This window comes from Arthrobacter sp. RCC_34 (assembly GCF_041360795.1).
Lineage (GTDB): Bacteria > Actinomycetota > Actinomycetes > Actinomycetales > Micrococcaceae > Arthrobacter_E.
This window is the reverse complement of the sequence record NZ_JBFUPW010000002.1, coordinates 193,808-211,563: the sequence shown is the minus strand read 5'-3', so window position 1 is coordinate 211,563 and position 17,756 is coordinate 193,808. Positions and strand designations below refer to the sequence as shown.

Sequence of the window (17,756 nt, the reverse complement as noted above, 5' to 3'; positions counted from 1 at the left end):
CGCCTCCGCGAGAGAACAGATGACGCCCCTAAAACCGAGTTTTAGGGGCGTCATCTGTTACTTCGCGTGCAGGGGGAGGATACGGCTCAGCAGGTGAAGCGGGCGTCCGCCCAGTCACCCCAGTCGTCGCCGCCGTCGTCCCCGTTGGTGAGGGCCTTCAGCTCGACGCGTGAGGCGCCCGTGACGTCGACCTTCACGGGGACCGCGGCATCCGGTGCGCTGAGGACCGCACTGCGGAACTTCTCCGCGCCGTCCACCAGGACCACGAACACGACGGAGCCCTGCAGGCCCTTGCCGAGTTTCTTGTCGTCCACTCCCACGAGGGCGGTGAAGGCCGTGCACTTCTTCTGCACGTCGAGCACCACGGACGAGTCCGCGTGGACGCCGATGCCCTTGGCGTACCGGGTGCCGTCCAGCGTCAGGGCCGGGCCGTCGCCAGGGTTCTCCTCGCCGTTGGCGGTGTCCCGCTCGGCCGGTCCCCAGCCGTTCGTCTCACTGACCCACGAGAGGTCCGAGGCGTAGACGGTGCCGGAGAGCTCGGCGGCGGGGGCATCGTGGCGCTGATCGGAGCAGCTGAAGCGGGCGCCACCCCAGTCCGCGTGATCATTGCCATTGCCGTCGGCGGTCGGATCCGCCACGAGTTCAACGTACTGGGCGCCCGTGAGATCGACGTCCAGCTTCGCCGTGGCCGAGTCGGGCCGCATCACCGGGCTGACGGCCTTGACCTTGCCGTCCGCCACGACGCTGAAGATCACGGAGCCGCGGCTCTTCTGCACATCGTCGATCCCGACGTCGGCCGTGAAGCGGGTGCAGTAGCCGCCGAGGAAGTACTTCACCGTGGACGGTGCGTGCGCGCCGAGCCCCTTCGGGTAGACGACGCCGTTGAGCGTGATCGGCGTGCCGTCACCGGCGCCCTGCTCACCGTTGGACTGGTCCTTCTCCACGGGACCCCAGCCATTGCTGGAACTGACCCAGTCATGATCGCTCGCGTACACGTCCTGCTGCGGCGGCTTGGGCAGTGTCTTGACCGCGACGGCGGCGCTCGCCGTCCGTGGCCCCTGAGGATCCGCGGTGGTCCGGTACGTCCCCTTGACGCCGATCGAATAGCTCCCGTCCGCACTGGCCGGCGCGGTGACGGCCCAGGTGGTGGTGAACGTCGCGCCGGCGGCGAGGGTGGCTGTCGTCGCAGGGGTCTTCGCCTCGGCGGTCCAGCCCTCGGGGAGCTGGAGGCTGACGGACACGTCGCTCACAGGTGCGGGTTCGTTGTTCTCCAGCACCGTGGTGAACTCGGTGGCCTTGCCCTGCTGGATCACGTCGGCGTCGAGCGTGCCGGACACCGTGGCGCAGGCAGGCACCGCCGAGGCGGGGCCGAGGTCCTCCAGCAGGAAGTCGTCCAGGACGAAGTCCGCGCCGTCCGCGGAACCTGTGCGGCTCAGACCGGTGAAGTACCGTCCGCAGTTGCCGGCGGTGAACTCCTGCGCGAAGCGGGTGGTCTTGGTCTGGGCGGGGAGGGGCTTGCTCTCGACCGTGACCGGCGCCTTGGCGTCGTATCCCCAGACCCAGCTGTACTGGTCGGCCAGGGAGTTCTGGTAGGCGAAGGACACCCGGTAGCTGTGGCCGGGAGTGAGCTTCACGGTGGAGTCGGAGGTCCGGTAGACCAGGCCGTCGTTCTCCTCGTGCGCCACCAGGGAGAAGTTCCCGTTCAGGGTCTTGTCCACGGTGTTGCGGTACCAGCCCTGCTGCGTGAAGGGCGCGTTCCGGATGCTCAGGTGGGTGCGCGGGTCGGTGGTGCCGCCGGCGTCGCCCTTGAGGAAGGGCCACCAGCCCTGGTCGACGTTCTCGAAGTCCTCCTTGAGCACGGCGCCGGTCTGTGCCGAACCGGCCTGCGAGGGAGCCGTTTTCACCGCCCGGAAGTCGTCCACCCTGACCTTCGCGTCGCCGTCGTCCGCCGAAAGCCGGACCGTGGGCCGGCCGCCCTGCGGCAGGTCCACCAGGACGCGGATGCGCTGGAAGAACGTGCCGTTCTTCTCGTCACCCGCCACGTAGTTGCGGGCGGTGGAGCGGTCGAGGGCGTACTCCTGAGTCTTGCCCTGACCGGTGTCGACGGTGAGTCGGGTGTCCCGGGTCTTGCCGGGTTCGATCTCCACCCAGGCGCTCACGGAGAAGGTCCCGGTCGCGAGCTGTCCGAGCTTCTGGGAGATGGAAGAGGCGCCGGAGCCGAGCTCGGCGTACCGGCGGCCCTTGGCGTCCCGGACCTGTTGCACGGAGCCCTGCGGGTTCCAGGCCGCGAGGCCTGAGCCGTTGAAGCCGGGGTCCTGGAACGGCGTTCCGGAGCCGAACTGCGCTGTGGCGGGCAGCTGCGACGCCTTGCCGCGCGGCACGAGCACGTAGGGCTGCCCGGCTTCGGCGGTGAGGGTGACCTGCCCGTCCACCACGGGCACGGTGGTGACGAGCGTCCGTCCGTTGTCGCCGAGCTTGTAGACGCTCAGCTCGTGGGCGTTCGCGAAGCCCTTGCCGAGCGCCCAGGTGCTGGAGCCGCCTGCGGCGCTGTAGTGGTACAGCTTGTCGGCCTTGCCGTTGTCCTTGGAGGACCAGGGCAGCAGGTAGTCGCGGCCCTTCAGCACGGCGACGCCGTCCGCCGTGATCGTGCGGTCAGCGGCCGTGGAGCCGGTGACGGAGACGCCGTCGCTGAGGTCGACGCTCTCGGGGGTCCAGCGCATGATCTCGTGGTGCTGCAGGAACTTGGTGGGCAGATTGGATTCCCACACGTTCTTGGTGAACGCGTTGTAGTCGTTCTGGCCGGTCCAGCCCTCGAATTCGACGATGTGGCTGCCGCCGAGACGGACGTCAGGATTCCAGACGTCGGCCTGGCTGTTGTTCACGAAGCGCAGGATCTGGGAGTTGATGCCCTTGTTGTCCGTGCCGCCGTACTTCTCATCGTTGGCCCAGTGGGACCAGGTGTTGTTGCGGTTGAGCGAGTACGCCCATTCGGAGCCCACGCGGAACCCGTTCTTCACGAGTTCGTCCTGGATCTTCTGAGCGACCCAGCCGTAGGAGTAGTAGACGTCGACATACACGAAGTCCAGATTTTTGTTCGTGGCGTCGCGGAGTTCTTTGATGCGGGTGGCGAGCTTGCCGGTGTTGATGTCCGCGCGCTGGTTGATGCCGTAGGACTGGTCGAGCCAGTTCCAGCCCTTGCTCTTGTCGGCATTGAGCAGATCCTCGCTGAACGACTTGGCCTCGGGGTAGATCTCCGTGGCGTTGACGTGAACACCGATCCTGGCGTTCCACCGGGCGCTTTCCGACGCGAGGGTGTTGAGGTCCTTCAGCCCGCCGGCCCGCTCATTGAAGTTGTTCCCGTAGTCCGTGTTGGCGGAGTCGTGGCCCTCGGAGGTGTAGCCCTTCAGCATGGCGACCTGGCCCAGGCCGTCGGTCGCGAGGGAGACCCGCTTGACGTCGTCGAGGGTGCGCAGGAACGGGTGCGTGGCCTGGGAGGCGAAGTTGAAAGGGATGTGCGTGATGACGTTGTCCGCGGTCTGCTCGCCCTTGTTCGGGCGGACGGCGATGGAGCGCAACGCGATCGCGGCGTCCTGCCAGTCGACCTGGTGGTCCGCGTTGGCGTCCGCGGTGATCGCCACCTTGGCCCACGGGAGCTCTTCGGTCGTCCTGGAACCGGCGGCGCGGTAGAGCCAGGCGCCACTTGCGATCGAGGCCTCGCGGCCACCGTCCGGCGCCGCGGTGACCTGGCTGAAGAAGCGGCTGCCGTCGAGGTTGGCGGGCCCGGAGGACGCGTCATAGAGCGAGTTGCTTTCGACGGCGGCGGCCAGTTTCGCCGTGCCCGCCAGAGCGTAGGCGGAGCCCTTGGGCTTGGCGTCGACGGGCGTGGTGGCCGTGACGGGGGTGAAGGTGTCGCCGGTGGCGTTGCGGTTGGTGGAGAGACGCGTGGTGGCGAGCTGCGCCCCGGGTTCCGCCGAGGATACGGTGACGAGCTTGAGACCCGGGATTTCGACGGTGGAGACCCTGTTCTCCGCCGTGTCCCGGATGGCCGTGATGCGGAACGTGACCGCGTTGCCCTGGAGGCCAAGAGACGCATCCAGCGCGACGCCGGGCAGCCCCGGCACGGTGAGCGTGTAGGTCATGGTGGTGTCGTCGGTCTTGCGCGAGGTGACCGTGACGCTCTGCTCCGTGCCGTTGATCTTCAGCGTGCTGAGCGGCTGTCGGGTTCCGGCGAGAGTGCCGCCGCCGTCGCGGTCCAGATAGCTGATGACCTGGGGGAACGTCGTGGACACGACCGCGGCGAGCTTCCCGGTGACCAGGACCTCCTGGTCCTTGCCCGGGGTGGGCGGTCTGGTCTTGGCGGATGGGGCGACAGCCGCCTGCTCGGGGGCCGACGACGGCGCGTCACCCCAGGCGGGCAGGCTCCCGGCCAGCCCGGTGAGGGGGAGTGCCAGTGCCCCTGCCATGCACCAGGCCATGCCCCGCCGCGTGGGTCTGTGAATCCTCAAGGGATGCTCCTCTCTGAGCGAAAAAGTGCGGTAATGGTAACTATTGTTCAATGTGCGACAGATCACAAGAGGTTTGTGACATGTTCTGATCGATTTGTGCACAGGATGCTTACCTTCGCGCACCTCTCGGCGGGCCGCTTGCAGAGTGATCATCGACGTCACGAAAGCGCGGTCCGATGTCGGATGCCGGTCGCGCCGGCCTCCCGAGGGAGAGGCGCCCTGTTTGCCGAGCACCCTCCCGCCGCGCGGTTCCGCGGGATCGGGCCGGAAACTCCGTGACCGCAGAACGAAACGTTATGCGCGTTCTGTGGACGTTTCCGCGTCGATGCAGTAGCGTAAAACTGATTGATTGAACCCCGGTCCACGCATGTTTGATCATGAGTGGGGTGATTACCACTCATGCCGGGGTTCGTTCCGACCGACGATCACCACAGAGACACCACAGAGAAGGAGTCAACGATGACGGAGCCCGTGCTCGGCGCCTACATGGACGAGGAACTCAGCTCGCAGCCCCAGGTCTGGGCGCAGGCGCAGGCGCAGAGCCGCGAGGAAGGGCTGCTGCCGGCCAAGGGCCAGAAGATCGCCGTCATCGGCTGCGGCACCTCCTGGTTCATGGCGCAGAGTTACGCCACCGCTCGTGAAGCGGCAGGCCACGGCGTCACGGACGCCTTCGCAGCGTCGGAGGCGTTCCTGAACAGCAACAGCCCGGAGCGCGGCTATGACGCCGTCGTCGCGATCACCCGCTCCGGCACCACCACCGAGGTGCTGGAAGTCCTGGCGCAGCTCAAGGGCAAGGTCCGGACGATCGCGCTCATCGGCGACATCAACTCGCCGATCGTGGACCTGGCCGACGTCGTCATCGGCCTTCCGTATGCGGACGAGCAGTCCGTGGTGCAGACCCGCTTCGCCACCACCGCCCTCGTGTACCTGCTGACGAGCCTGGGCGAGAGCTTCGACGTGGCGATCGAACAGGCGAAGGACGCCGTGAGCGCCCCGGTGTCCCAGGAACTCCTCGACGCCGAGCAGTTCACCTTCCTCGGGCGCGGCTGGACCGTGGGCCTGGCGCATGAGGCCGGCCTGAAGATGCGCGAGGCCGTGCAGGGCTGGACCGAGTCCTACCCGGCCATGGAGTACCGTCACGGCCCGATCTCCATCGCCGCCCCGAACCGCGTCACCTGGCTGTTCGGCGAGGAGCCGGAGGGCCTGGCCGCCGACGTCGCCAAGACCGGCGCGCTGTACATCACCTCGGGCCTGCACCCCCTCGCCGATCTGGCCCGGGTGCACCGCGTGACGCTGGAGCGTGCGCGCGTCCGCGGCCTGAACCCGGACCTGCCGCGCAACCTCACGCGGTCGGTCATCCTCGACGAGGCCTGAGGCCTGAGGATTGAGTCCCATGGCCCGTGCGCCCCGGTGCGCGGGCCGTCGGGGATGGCCTCCACGGGCCCCGCAGTAACAGCAGGACAGTACGGTCGGAAGACGGACGGGCAGGAAGCATGGCACTGGGATTCGCGGACGCAGGGGTACTTGCCTTCGACGTGGGCGGCACGGACATGAAGTCCGGGGTCGTCAACGCCGCGGGCTCGGTGCTCGCCCTGCGGCGGCACAAGACGCCGCTGGACCCGGACCGTCCGGGGGAGGCCATCCTCGAGCGGATCGCCGACCTCTTCGCCGAGTACAGCCGGCAGTACCCGGTCGGAACGTTCGAAGCGGTCGGGATCACGGTGCCCGGACTCGTGGACGAGGCCCATGGGATCGGGATCTACTCGGCCAATCTGGGCTGGCGGAACTTCCCCTTCCGTGAGCGGGCGGAGGAGATGCTCGGCATGCCGGTCGCGTTCGGCCACGATGTCTCCAGCGCGGGTGCGGCCGAGATGGAGCTCGGCGCGGCCCGCGAATTCCAGGATGCCATGGTCATGGTGGTGGGCACCGGCATCGCCGCGGCGATCTTCACGGGTGGCCGCGCCGTCTCGGCCGGCGGCTTCGCAGGCGAGATCGGGCACTCCATGGTGCCGGACCCCGAGGGTCAGGGCAGTGTCATCCTGGAATCGGTCGGCAGCGCAGGGGCCATCGCCAAGCGCTACGTCCGGCTCACCGGCACCCCGGTGGACGGGGCCCGTGAAGTCCTCGAACGGGCGCTCACCGGCGAGCCCGAGGCTCTCAGGATCTGGAACGAGGCGGTGGAGGCGCTCGCGTTCAGCATCTGCCAGTGCGTCTCGATCCTGGGAACGGAGGCCGTCGTGATCGGCGGCGGCCTCTCCGCCGCCGGAGAGGCCCTGCTGGATCCGCTGCGCCACGCCGTGGATCACGCCCTCGACTTCCAGCGCCGCCCGGTCATCCGCGCCGCGTCACTCGGTCAGGACGCCGGGATGCTCGGCTCGGCGCTGAAAGCACGCGCCCGTCTTCTGGAGGTGCGGTTGCCGTGAGCGACGCATTGCTGACACCGGACGCGCCGGACCCGCGGGACTCGCGGAACTCGTCGGGCCGCGTCGTCACCGTCACCCCGAACCCGGCACTGGACACGAGTTACTTCCTGGAGCGGATCGAGCACGGGGCCAGCCACCGCGTCGCTCCGCCCTTGGCCCGCGCAGGTGGCAAGGGACTCAATGTCTCGCGGGTCGCCCATCAGCAGGGCCGCTCGACGCTGGCCATCGCCCCGGTCGGCGGCGCCACCGGAGAGGTCTTCGCCGAGGAGCTGGAAGCCAGTGGGGTCCCGCACCGACTGGTCCCGGTCGAGGCTGAGACCCGGCGGAGCATGGCCTTCGTCGAGGAGACGCTCGGCGACACCACCATCTTCAACGAAAGCGGGCACGCCCTGGCCGCCGCCGACTGGCAGCGGCTTGCGGCCGCCGTCGTCGACTCCCTGCAGGACGCGGCGGTCCTGGTGGGGTCCGGCAGCCTGCCGCCCGGGGCGCCCGGCGACTTCTATCCGGCCCTGGTGACGCTCGCGCACCAGCACGGTGTCCCGGCCATCATTGACACCTCGGGCCCCGGCATCCTGGCCGCCGCGCGTGCCGGCGCCGACGTGCTGAAGCCCAATCACCATGAACTGCTCGAAGCGTTCGACGGCGACGATCTCCCCACGGCGGCGCGGCGCCTCCTCGAACTGGGCGCCCGCACGGTGGTGGTGAGTTCCGGCAGCGAGGGCATGCGGCTCTTCTCCACGGACCACCCTCGGCACAGCTGGCGGGCCCGGCTCGCGGAACCCCTGCGCGGCAATCCGACCGGGGCGGGGGACGCCGCGGTCTCCGCCCTGGCGACGGCGCTCGCCGAGGGCCTGGACGACCCCGAAGACCTGCTGCGGCGCGCCACGTCCTGGTCGGCGGCCGCGGTCCTGATGCCCGGGGCGGGCGAGATCTCGTCCCGGCACACCGAACTGGAACAACACCTGATCATCACCCTGGAGGAACTTGCATGAGCCTGGTCAGCACCCACACCATCATGGACCGCGCCACAGGGCGGGGGAGCGGTCAGGGCGCGTTCAACGTCATCCACCTGGAAACCGTGGAAGGCCTCATCGCCGGGGCCGAGGAGGCAGGCCTGCCCCTCATCCTCCAGATCTCGGAGAACTGCGCGAAGTACCACGGCGGGCTGGAGCCCATCGCCCTCGCGACCCTGTCCGCGGCCCGCGCCGCCGGCGTCGACCTCGCCGTGCACTTGGACCATGCCGAGAGTGAGGATCTGGCGCGGCAGGCGGTCGACCTCGGCTTCGGCTCCATCATGTACGACGGCGCGCACCTCGACTATGAGGAGAACGTCGCCTCGACCGCTCGCGTGCGGGAGTACGCGCACGCCGCGGGCGTCTACGTCGAGGCGGAGCTCGGCAAGGTCGGAGGGAAGGACGGGGCTCACGCGCCCGGCGTGCTGACCGACCCGCAGGAGGCCAGGGACTTCGTGGCGGCCACCGGCGTCGACGCCCTGGCCGTCGCCGTCGGATCCTCGCACGCGATGACCAGCCGCGACGCCCAGCTGAACCTGGAACGCATCGCAGCACTGCATGCTGCGCTGGACGTCCCCCTCGTGCTGCACGGCTCCTCCGGCGTCTCCGACGCGAACATCCAGGCGGCGATCCGTGCGGGCATGACGAAGATCAACGTGTCGACACACCTTAATGGTTTCTTCACACGGGCTGTGCGCGAGTACCTTGAAGCTCATCCGGATATTGTGGATTCCCGGAAATACCTGGGGGCAGGGCGGGCCGCACTGATTCCAGAAGTGGCCCGGCTTCTGACTCTCTTCGACACTGCGGAGCGTACTTCATGAACCGGACAGACCGATTGACGGCGATCCTCGACCTCCTGGCCGAGCGTGGCCAGATCGAGGTGGAGGACATCGTCACCCAGCTGGGGGTCTCTCCCGCCACGGCTCGGCGTGATCTGGACTCGCTGGCCAAGCAGCGCCTCCTGAGCCGCACCCGCGGCGGCGCCACGACGGGCTCGGTCTCCTATGATCTGCCCGGCCGCTACAACCGCGATGACAACGCCGAGGCGAAGCAGCAGATCGCCCTCGCCGCGTCCTCGCTGGTGGAGCCGTACATGGTGGTGGGCCTGGGCGGCGGCACCACGAGCACGGCCCTGGCGCAGGTCCTGGCCACCCGCGACGACCTCAATGCCCCGTCCAACCGGCCGACGCTGACCGTGGTCACGAATGCCATCAACATCGCGTCGCAGCTCGCCGTGCGCCCGAACATCAAGATCATGGTCACCGGCGGCATCCTGAATCCGCGCTCCTACGAACTCGTGGGACCGTTCACGGACACCATCATGCAGAAGGTCGCGCTGGACATCGCGTTCATCGGCGTCAACGGGGTGGACCCGATCCTCGGCCCCACCATCAACGACGAGGGCGAAGCCCAGGTGAACTCGCTCATGGCCAAGCGGGCGCTGGAGGGCTACATCCTGGCCGACTCCTCGAAGATCGGCAAGAGGGCCTTCGCCACGATGCACGGCTTCCAGATGCGCAATCTCATCACGGACGAGGGGATCACCGCCAAGGATCTCAAGGCGTTCCAGGACCGTGGGACCAAGGTGCTCGTGGCCCGGGACGGCGTTGCGGATCACCGGCACGCGTCGTCGGTCCCGACCGAGGAGGAGACGGTCCACTAGGGCCGGATCGCCCTCGGGTCTGGCGGCGGCCGGCGCGTCTCACAACGTGTGGGCGCGCCTCAGAAGTGCAGCGGCGGCGCGTCCAGGACGGTCGCCGTCTCGCGGCATTGCGTCCACTGGCTGAACGGCGCGTCCAGCCGGTACTTGCCGTGCTCCTCGCGGATGAGGGTGCGGATCTCGGCGTTGCCCGGGTTGTTGAGCGACTCGAAGTACTCGACGGACCAGTGGAACCAGCGCATGCAGAACAGGCGCATGGTGAGGCCGTGCGTGACCAGGAGCGCGTTGGGGGCGTAGCTCGGCTTGGACCAGTGGCGGTACAGGGTCTCCATGAAGCTGGAGATGCGGTCGTAGACGTCCGACCCGGACTCGCCCTCACGGAACCGGTAGAAGAAGTGGCCGTACGCGTTCCGGAGCTCCTTCTGGTCCGCGATGTCGCCGGCGATCTGGAAGTTCGCCCAGTCCTGCTCCCGGAGACGCGGTTCCTCGATGACGCGCTCGGTCAGATCGCCCAGTCCCAGGGCGTCCAGCGTCTGATAGGCCCTCAGGTACGGGGAGACGTAGACGCAGACCTGCTGGCCGTCCAGCTGCCGGCGGATCTTCTCGCCCGCCTGGCGGGCCTGTTCCACTCCGAGCTCGGTGAGCGGGATCCGGTAGTCCGGGACCCGGTTGTAGATCCCGGTGTCCACATTGGCCGCCGACTGCCCGTGCCGGATCATGATGATTTGCTGCGGCGCACTCATAGGCCCAGCTTAGGCGCACCGCCGGGCCACGGGACGCCGCGGGATCGGCGGAGTGTGCGCGTGTCCGCGACGCGTCACTACAGTGGTGACATGCCGCGCCTGAAGCCGCCCCCGCCGTCGTCGTCCCTGGACTGGGAGCCTCTTGCGGACGAGCGGCGACGCCGGCGCCTCTGGTGGGAGATCGCGCTCGTGCTGGGGCTGTCCCTGGGGCAGTCCGCGGTGTACTCGGTGGTGCAGCTCGCCGACAAGCTGAGCCGCGGCCCGCTCTCCTCCGCGACGTCCACCCTGAACCCCTCCCGGAATCAGCGGGAGTTCTTCGATCTGCTGTATCAGCTGCTGGACATCGTGTTCTCGCTGGTGCCGGTGCTGCTCGCCTTCTACCTCCTCGCCACCTTCCTGCCGTGGCGCGGCGTCGCCGGGCGGAAGCCCTGGCGGGGGATGGGCTTCGACCTCGCGCATCCGGTGCGCGACGCCGGGACCGGCCTGGCGCTCGCGGTCGGCCTTGGAGCGGGGACGCTGGCGCTGTACGCCGCGGGACGGGCGCTCGGCGTCACGACGGCGATCATACCGGCCGCCCTGGACGCCCACTGGTGGACGGTGCCGGTCCTGGTGCTGTCGGGCATCCGGCACGGTGTCCTGGAGGAGACCCTGGTGGTCGGCTACCTGTTCCGGCGGCTCGGGCAGCTGCGCTTCTCACCGCTCTGGATCGTGCTGGCCAGCGCCCTGCTCCGGGGCAGCTACCACCTGTACCAGGGGTTCGGGCCGTTCCTCGGCAATGTGGTGATGGGGCTGGTGTTCGGCTGGGTGTACCTGAAATGGCGGCGCGTGATGCCGCTCGTGGTGGCGCATGCCCTGCTCGATGTCGGGGCGTTCGTGGGCTACGACCTGTTCGGCAAGGCGATCGGGCTGGGCTAGGCGCGGGCGCCCGGCCCGGGCACGGGTGCCCGTGCCGTCAGCGGGCGCCGAGCAGTTCCTTGCTGAGCGCCGTGGCCAGGTTGTCGAAGCCGTTCAAGCGCTCCCGGGCCGTCGGTGACACCGTGCCCGTGCCCTGGCCGCGGTCCGGCAGGGCCGACATCTCGACCAGCAGCAGGCCCGGGGCATCTTGCGTGGTGTCCGCGATCAGGGCGGTCCTCCGGGTGTCCGGCGCGCCGCGGAGCGCCTCCCGGGAGCTGGTCTTGGCCGCATGCCCGGCGAAGTCGGTGTCGCGGGCGGTGCGGGTCTGCGTGAGGAGCAGCTTGCTGTTCAGCGCCAGATCCGTCACGGCGCCGATCCGCACCACCACACTGTGGCTCGGCTCGACGAATTCGCACAGCACCGGGAGGATCCCGGAGTTGAGCACTCCGTCGCCCGGCGGGACGGCGGTGACTGCCTCCAGCGTCGACCCTGCGATCCTCCGGACCGTCGGGGCCGCGGCCGTGCACAGGGTGTCGGCATCCGCCGCGCCGTGCGCGACCGTCTGCCGCGGGTCCGAGGGCGCGGCGGCGCCCGTGGCGGGCGCGCACTTCCGGAGGTCCTGGTCCACGACGTGGGAGCACGCCCCGACCGCAGCGAGGTCCGGCTCCGTCGCCGAGTACACGAGGGCCGTCTTCGCCAGGGTCTGCGGCGCGGCCTTGGCGAGCACGGGAATGAGCTTCTGCGCGAGCGCGGAGGCGTCGGCGCACGTCGCCGCCTCGGCCTGCGCCTGGACGACACGGTCGCGCACGGGCGTCTGGTTCGGCCAGGCGTCCCAGAGGAGCGTGCAGCCGGCTCCGGAATCCTTCCAGAACAGGACATCGGTCCCCGCGATCGGCCGCACCTCGCTGTCCTGCCAGCCGCCCCCGGTGCGCAGTTCCGCCAGGGGCTGCCGGTAGGCCAGCGTGAGGGCCTGCCGGGTGTAGACGGGCGCACCGCCCGAGGTCGCCGCGTCCCGCCAGACTCCGCATTCGGCGAGGCTGCTGGCGAAGGCCTTCCGTGGCGCCAGGGCCTGCCCGGTCGGGAGCGGGCCGAGGGCCGAGGACAGGGCATCGCATACGGAGACTCCGGGCCGGGGGTCCTTCCGTGCGAACGACGCCGGATCGTCCCGCAGGCGAGGAGCGACGGCCTTGGCGTACGCCTCGGGCTGTGTGCAGTCGTAGGCGCCTGTCGGATCCTGGGCGAGGGTGATGGCGTGGTCGAAGTCGACGGGCAGGCTGATCGTGCATCGGCCGGTCGCCTTGGTGGAGCGGTAGGCCACCACGCCACCGAGGTCGAGCCGCTCCTGACCGTGCCGCTGGGAGGCGGTGCTGTCCGCGTAGCTCACGGCCTGCACGCCCTCATCCTGGACCCGGCAGTCGAACGGGGTGGTGCTGACGAGCCCGGGCCTCTGGCCGAAGCCGGCGGTGATGCGGGGCTCGAGCAAAGCGCAGGGATCGACGGCGGCCAGCTGACGTCGGACGGCGGCTTGGTCGCGGTCGGGGTTGCCGGCCGGGACGACCCGCTGCGTCGGCGACGGTGACGGCGCGGGCTGCCCGCCGTCGGGAGTGCAGGACGTGACCAGCACGGTCAGCAGTGCGAGTGCGGCTGCGAGTGATGTTCTCTTCATGGGCCCTCCCTCTGGGCTCTGACACCACGCCGCGCCGGTGAGCGTGGCGTGATCAGTGGGCAGCTCCCCGGACCTCCGGGGAGCCGCCCTCGTCGGCGCGTGGCGCCGTCGCTGGTGGACTCATCGTACTGAACACGGGCCGCCCTGACAGCGGGCGTGACGCACAGAGTGGCGGAGCAGGGTACGACGAAGGCCGCCGCCCCGGGCGATGCGGAGACGACGGCCTTCAGGCGGCATGAGCGGGCGAGCCTCAGAGGGTCACGGAGCCGTTCGCCGTTTCAAAGGTCACGGACATGATGCCGGGGGTGCCGTGCGGAGCGATCCACTCCACGGCGACATCCTCCAGCGGGTTCTCCACTTCCTCACCGAGCCACTCGGTCACGCGTTCCGCGGAACCGGCGATGGTGAGGCTGGAGACCCGGACGTCGCTCGGGTACACGAGCGACGGGTGGAGGGTGGAATCACCCTCCCACTTGAGCATGTACGGCACCTGCGGGTCGGCGATGAGACCTAGGATGCCGATCTGCTTCCAGATGAGCTCGCGGCCGTCGGGGAACTTGCGGTTCCCGGGGACGGCCTCACGGCCCAGACGTGATTCGAAGGGGGCCAGGTCGTCCACGGCGACGCACCAGCCCATCCACCCACCGCCCATCGCGGAGCGGGCCCGCACGGCCTGGCCGAACGGCGCCTTGTCCGAAGCGGGGTGGTCCAGGACTTCCACGACCTCAAGATATTTGTGGTCGGCCAAGGGGAAGATCATGTTGCGGGTGCCGAAACGGGGGTGTACCCCACCGCGCACCGCGTGCAGTCCAAGAGCGGCAGAAATGCGCTCCGCCGTGGCCTCCAGGCCATCGCGTTCACAAGCGTAAGAAACGTGATCCATGCGCATGGCATCATCCTTGCACTTTGTGAGTAGGCACTCAGCTTAGGGTTACCTAAGTCACGCGGCGGCGGCGGATCCCGGGGAGCCCGCGCGAAAATCCCCGGTTCCGGGCCCGGGTGTCTGGGCCCGGAATGCGCGCTCAGGGTGTGCTGGAGCGGCTGGGCCGGCGGCAGAGGTCCCTGGCTGGGGATGCCCTGCAGAGCAGTTGCAGAGCTTGCTCAGTCGCAGACCCTGACGTGGCGGTAGCCCAGGACCTTGTCCCCGGCCCTGTTGTACACATTGGCCGCGATGCCGACGCACTTGCCCCTCATGTTCGTGAGCTGGACCCCGCCGGCGTAGTACTCGTAGATCCCGTGGTCGTGGGAGTACACCGAGCTCGTGGCGATGTTGAGCTGGAGGTTGGTGGCGCCGGCCTTGTTGTCGTAGAGCATGGCGCAGGCCGTGCCGCCGTTGTTGGTGGAGTACCAGTACTGGATGGTGGCGGTGGTTCCGGCCACCGCATAGGTTTTCTTCTTGATCCCGGAACATTGCTTCACGACCTGGCCGTGCTGTTCCAGCGTCCCGGCGGACGCCGGAGCGCTCGAGGCCAGCAGGCCCGCCAGGGCGAGCCCGGCGGCGGCTGCGGTCGCCAGGAGGCGCCGGCCGAACCGCCGTGCCTGATGTGTCTGAATCCCCATGATGAAACTCCTCGATGGTGCGGGTGAGTGATGGTCCAAAGTCAACCCCACCGCGCTGAGGAGGGGAATGGGCAGACCTCCCCATCCGCCCTGCCCGTCGCAGCCGGCGGCCTCTGGGACGTTCTGTGACGCGCCCCCTTTTCCGCGCTCCGTCCGTCCCCCTACCCTGAGTTGCAGGTCATGAGTGCCAGCATCGAGCCCCGGCTTGCTGGCCGGCAACCCTCCGTCCGCGGCGGGGTGCCCCGGGTGAAGACCAGGCGGGTCGGCATGCACGCCGGCACGCAAGCGCGGGCCGTGGGCGCCGTCTCTTTCCCTTCAGGTTCTCCTTCAGGAAGGCTGACGCCGCGATGGTGGGGGAGACCGTTCCTGGCCCTTGAAATCTAAGGAAAGCCATGACCAACAACTGGTCCTTCGAAACCCGCCAGATCCATGTCGGACAGGAGCCGGACGCCGTCACCGGCGCGCGGGCCCTGCCGATCTACCAGACCACGTCCTTCGTGTTCCCGAGTGCCGAGAGCGCCGCCAACCGCTTCGCGCTCGCCGAGCTGGCGCCCATCTACACCCGCATCGGCAACCCGACGCAGGATGCCGTCGAGCAGCGCATCGCCAGTCTCGAAGGCGGTCTGGCGGCCCTGCTGCTCAGCTCCGGCCAGGCCGCGGAGACGTTCGCCATCCTCAACGTCGCGGAGGCGGGCGACCACGTGGTGGCCAGCCCCAGCCTGTACGGCGGCACCTACAACCTGCTGGCCAACACCCTGAAGAAGTTCGGCATCGAGGTCACTTTCGTCGAGGATCCGGACAATCTGGACCACTGGCGCGCCGCCGTGCGGCCGAACACCAAGCTCTTCTTCGCCGAGGTGGTCTCCAACCCGCGGCAGGACATCCTGGACATCGAGGGCGTGGCCTCCGTGGCGCACGAATCCGGCGTCCCGCTGATCGTGGACAACACCCTTGCCACCCCGTACCTCATCCGGCCTCTCGAGTGGGGCGCGGACATCGTGGTGCATTCGGCCACCAAGTACCTGGGCGGCCACGGCAGCGCGATCGCCGGCGTGATCGTGGACTCCGGCAAGTTCGACTTCGGCGCGGACCCGGAGAAGTTCCCGGGCTTCAACACCCCGGACGAGAGCTACAACGGACTCGTCTACGCCCGTGACCTCGGCGCGGACGGTGCGCTGGGCGCCAACCTCAGCTACATCCTGAAGGCCCGCGTGCAGCTGCTGCGTGACCTCGGATCCGCCGTCAGCCCGTTCAACGCGTTCCTCATCGCGCAGGGTCTTGAGACGCTGAGCCTCCGCGTCGAGCGCCACGTGGAGAACGCGCTGAAGGTGGCTGAATTCCTGGAGGCGCGCGACGACGTCGAACGCGTCGCCTACGCAGGCCTGCCGAGCAGCCCGTGGTACGAGCGGGGACGCAAGTACGGCCCCAACGGCATCGGCGCCGTGGTGGCGTTCGAGATCGCGGGCGGGCTCGAAGCCGGCAAGGCGTTCGTGGACGCGCTGGAACTCCACTCGCATGTGGCGAACCTGGGTGATGTGCGTTCCCTCGTCATCCACCCCGCGTCCACCACGCACGCCCAGCTCAGCGAGGCCGGACAGCGCGCCGCGGGCGTCACCCCGGGCCTGGTCCGTCTCGCCGTGGGCATCGAGCACATCGATGACATCCTGGCCGATCTGGACGCCGGTTTCCGGGCCGCCAAGGCTGCGGTCTGAGCCCTTCGGGACATCCGCGGGACATCCACAGGGCCGCGCATTCTTCGGAATGCGCGGCCCTCGCCGCCTCCTGGGCGAACATAAATCCTGAGAGGCCGTCTCATGAAGCGTCATCTTCAGAAACGGCCTCTCCCGATCCTTTACACTGGTCCGAGAGTCACGAGTGCCAGCGCCAAACCCCGGTTCGCTGGCCGGCAACCCTCCTCCTGCGGTGGGGTGCCCCGGGTGAAGACTCGGCCCAGCGCCGGCCGGCGCGGGCAAACTCAGGAATAGAGGCCCCATGACCATCGCTGCATCCCGTCCACTGTCCACTGCGCGGGACACCACCACCCGCGAGGAGCGCGACGCCGGCGAACGCCACGGTGTGCAGCGCACCGCCGTCGTCGGGCCGCTGGAGCTGGAGGCCGGCGGGAAGCTGCCGGACGTCACCCTCGCGTACGAGACCTGGGGGACACTCGCGCCGGACGCCGGCAACGCCGTTCTGATCCAGCACGCCCTCACAGGAAGCGCGCACGTCGCGCAGGGGGACACGGACGAGGAAGGCTGGTGGGACGGCCTGGTCGGTCCGGGCCACGCGATCGACACGGACCGGTTCTTCGTGGTGGCCGTGAACATCATCGGCGGCTGCAACGGCAGCACGGGGCCGTCCAGCCCCGCCCCCGATGGCAAACCGTGGGGTTCCCGGTTCCCGTTCATCACGCTCCGCGACGCGGCGGTCGCCGAGGCGCGGCTCGCGGATCAGCTGGGCATCCGGCAGTGGTTCGCGGTGGTCGGTGGCTCCATGGGCGGCGCTCGCGCGCTGGAATGGGCGGCGGGTTTCCCGCAGCGGGTCCGGAAATGCGCCGTGATCGCGGTCGGCGCCCACAGCACCGCCGAGCAGATCGCCCTGGCCCAGGCGCAGACCCTCGCCATCCGCCAGGACCCGGCCTTCCGGGACGGCGACTACTACGACGGCCCGGCGCCCGAGGCGGGACTGGCCCTGGCGCGCCGGATCGCGCACATCTCCTATCGCAGCGAGGCGGAGCTCGAAGCCCGCTTCAGCCGCAAACCCCAGGAGGGCGAGTCGCCGCTCAGCGCCTCCGCCCTCGCCGAACGGGGCCGGTATCAGGTGGAGAGCTACCTGGACCATCAGGGCGGCAAGCTCGTCCGCCGTTTCGACGCCAACAGCTACATCGCCCTGACGGAAGCGCTCATGAGTCACGACGTCGGCCGGGGCCGCGGGGGAGTGGAGGCGGCGCTGGCGGACAGCCCGGTCGAGTTCTTCGTGGCCGCGGTGGAGTCCGACCGGCTGTATCTGCCCCGGCAGTCGGAGGCCCTGGCGGCCGCGCTGCCCGGCGACGTCACGGTGCACCGGATCGCCTCGGAGATCGGGCACGACGGCTTCCTCACGGAGGCCGGCCAGCTCGGCGCGTTGCTCGGCCGGACGCTGTTCGCCTGAGGCGGGCCTACCTCCGCCCGCCCCAACCCGCCCTGCATAACCCATCGACTGCTCCATAGGATGTCGTTCCGTCCCGAAATCCGGGGAAAACGACATCCTATGGAGCAGTCGATGAAGGGGGTCTCCGCAGGTCCGGATG

Annotated in this window: 13 protein-coding genes and 2 riboswitches; of the genes, 8 read left to right on the top strand and 5 right to left on the bottom strand. The window is 69.2% G+C overall.

Annotated elements, in window-relative coordinates:
- Positions 1–86: 86 nt before the first annotated feature.
- Positions 87–4,463, bottom strand: coding sequence for an endo-alpha-N-acetylgalactosaminidase family protein (locus AB6732_RS09795; RefSeq protein WP_370959788.1), 4,377 nt, complete (start codon positions 4,461–4,463; stop codon positions 87–89).
- Between the two features lie 501 nt (positions 4,464–4,964).
- Between AB6732_RS09795 and AB6732_RS09790 the strand changes: the two genes are divergently transcribed.
- The 5 genes from AB6732_RS09790 to AB6732_RS09770 all read left to right on the top strand — a co-directional run bounded on the left by AB6732_RS09790 (position 4,965) and on the right by AB6732_RS09770 (position 9,607).
- Positions 4,965–5,879 (top strand): SIS domain-containing protein, encoded by a 915-nt coding sequence (locus AB6732_RS09790; RefSeq protein WP_066215109.1) that lies wholly within the window; start codon positions 4,965–4,967, stop codon positions 5,877–5,879.
- 119 nt (positions 5,880–5,998) lie between these two features.
- A complete protein-coding gene (locus AB6732_RS09785; protein ID WP_370959787.1) occupies positions 5,999–6,928 on the top strand; it encodes an ROK family protein in 930 nt (309 codons plus the stop codon).
- Positions 6,925–7,920, top strand: coding sequence for a 1-phosphofructokinase family hexose kinase (locus tag AB6732_RS09780; RefSeq protein ID WP_370959786.1), 996 nt, complete (start codon positions 6,925–6,927; stop codon positions 7,918–7,920). The genes AB6732_RS09785 and AB6732_RS09780 overlap by 4 nt, the downstream gene beginning before the upstream one ends.
- On the top strand, positions 7,917–8,765 hold the full coding sequence (locus tag AB6732_RS09775) for a ketose-bisphosphate aldolase (protein ID WP_370959785.1): 849 nt from the start codon (positions 7,917–7,919) through the stop codon (positions 8,763–8,765). Before AB6732_RS09780 ends, AB6732_RS09775 begins: the two co-directional genes overlap by 4 nt.
- Complete coding sequence (locus AB6732_RS09770; RefSeq protein ID WP_370959784.1) at positions 8,762–9,607, top strand: DeoR/GlpR family DNA-binding transcription regulator; 846 nt, start codon at positions 8,762–8,764, stop codon at positions 9,605–9,607. Before AB6732_RS09775 ends, AB6732_RS09770 begins: the two co-directional genes overlap by 4 nt.
- Before the next feature lie 59 nt (positions 9,608–9,666).
- On the opposite strand, the gene AB6732_RS09765 is transcribed toward AB6732_RS09770, so the two are convergent.
- A complete protein-coding gene (locus AB6732_RS09765) occupies positions 9,667–10,347 on the bottom strand; it encodes a histidine phosphatase family protein (RefSeq protein WP_278268580.1) in 681 nt (226 codons plus the stop codon).
- Positions 10,348–10,437: 90 nt separating this feature from the next.
- Here AB6732_RS09765 and AB6732_RS09760 point away from each other — a divergent pair, with 90 nt between their 5' ends.
- Complete coding sequence (locus tag AB6732_RS09760) at positions 10,438–11,262, top strand: CPBP family intramembrane glutamic endopeptidase (RefSeq protein ID WP_370959783.1); 825 nt, start codon at positions 10,438–10,440, stop codon at positions 11,260–11,262.
- Positions 11,263–11,299: 37 nt separating this feature from the next.
- On the opposite strand, the gene AB6732_RS09755 is transcribed toward AB6732_RS09760, so the two are convergent.
- The 3 genes from AB6732_RS09755 to AB6732_RS09745 form a co-directional block, all read right to left on the bottom strand.
- Positions 11,300–12,907 (bottom strand): hypothetical protein, encoded by a 1,608-nt coding sequence (locus tag AB6732_RS09755; RefSeq protein WP_370959782.1) that lies wholly within the window; start codon positions 12,905–12,907, stop codon positions 11,300–11,302.
- 250 nt (positions 12,908–13,157) lie between these two features.
- Entirely contained in the window at positions 13,158–13,796 is a 639-nt protein-coding gene (locus tag AB6732_RS09750) for a VOC family protein (RefSeq protein WP_066215123.1), read from the bottom strand.
- Positions 13,797–14,008: 212 nt separating this feature from the next.
- Entirely contained in the window at positions 14,009–14,467 is a 459-nt protein-coding gene (locus tag AB6732_RS09745) for a hypothetical protein (protein ID WP_370959781.1), read from the bottom strand.
- 176 nt (positions 14,468–14,643) lie between these two features.
- A riboswitch (SAM riboswitch) is annotated at positions 14,644–14,761 on the top strand.
- 98 nt (positions 14,762–14,859) lie between these two features.
- Between AB6732_RS09745 and AB6732_RS09740 the strand changes: the two genes are divergently transcribed.
- Together AB6732_RS09740 and AB6732_RS09735 are read left to right on the top strand one after the other, a co-directional pair.
- Positions 14,860–16,179, top strand: coding sequence for a bifunctional o-acetylhomoserine/o-acetylserine sulfhydrylase (locus tag AB6732_RS09740; RefSeq protein ID WP_066215128.1), 1,320 nt, complete (start codon positions 14,860–14,862; stop codon positions 16,177–16,179).
- A 155-nt stretch (positions 16,180–16,334) separates the two neighbouring features.
- Positions 16,335–16,449: riboswitch (SAM riboswitch) on the top strand.
- 10 nt (positions 16,450–16,459) lie between these two features.
- On the top strand, positions 16,460–17,617 hold the full coding sequence (locus tag AB6732_RS09735; RefSeq protein WP_370959780.1) for a homoserine O-acetyltransferase: 1,158 nt from the start codon (positions 16,460–16,462) through the stop codon (positions 17,615–17,617).
- Positions 17,618–17,756: the final 139 nt, after the last annotated feature.

Bases quoted from the DNA above. Each gene is read 5' to 3' on its own strand.
- AB6732_RS09795 (WP_370959788.1), bottom strand. From the start codon at position 4,463: ATGGCAGGGGCACTGGCACTCCCCCTCACCGGGCTGGCCGGGAGCCTG.
- AB6732_RS09790 (WP_066215109.1), top strand. From the start codon at position 4,965: ATGACGGAGCCCGTGCTCGGCGCCTACATGGACGAGGAACTCAGCTCG.
- AB6732_RS09785 (WP_370959787.1), top strand. From the start codon at position 5,999: ATGGCACTGGGATTCGCGGACGCAGGGGTACTTGCCTTCGACGTGGGC.
- AB6732_RS09775 (WP_370959785.1), top strand. From the start codon at position 7,917: ATGAGCCTGGTCAGCACCCACACCATCATGGACCGCGCCACAGGGCGG.
- AB6732_RS09770 (WP_370959784.1), top strand. From the start codon at position 8,762: ATGAACCGGACAGACCGATTGACGGCGATCCTCGACCTCCTGGCCGAG.
- AB6732_RS09765 (WP_278268580.1), bottom strand. From the start codon at position 10,347: ATGAGTGCGCCGCAGCAAATCATCATGATCCGGCACGGGCAGTCGGCG.
- AB6732_RS09760 (WP_370959783.1), top strand. From the start codon at position 10,438: ATGCCGCGCCTGAAGCCGCCCCCGCCGTCGTCGTCCCTGGACTGGGAG.
- AB6732_RS09755 (WP_370959782.1), bottom strand. From the start codon at position 12,907: ATGAAGAGAACATCACTCGCAGCCGCACTCGCACTGCTGACCGTGCTG.
- AB6732_RS09750 (WP_066215123.1), bottom strand. From the start codon at position 13,796: ATGCGCATGGATCACGTTTCTTACGCTTGTGAACGCGATGGCCTGGAG.
- AB6732_RS09745 (WP_370959781.1), bottom strand. From the start codon at position 14,467: ATGGGGATTCAGACACATCAGGCACGGCGGTTCGGCCGGCGCCTCCTG.
- AB6732_RS09740 (WP_066215128.1), top strand. From the start codon at position 14,860: ATGACCAACAACTGGTCCTTCGAAACCCGCCAGATCCATGTCGGACAG.
- AB6732_RS09735 (WP_370959780.1), top strand. From the start codon at position 16,460: ATGACCATCGCTGCATCCCGTCCACTGTCCACTGCGCGGGACACCACC.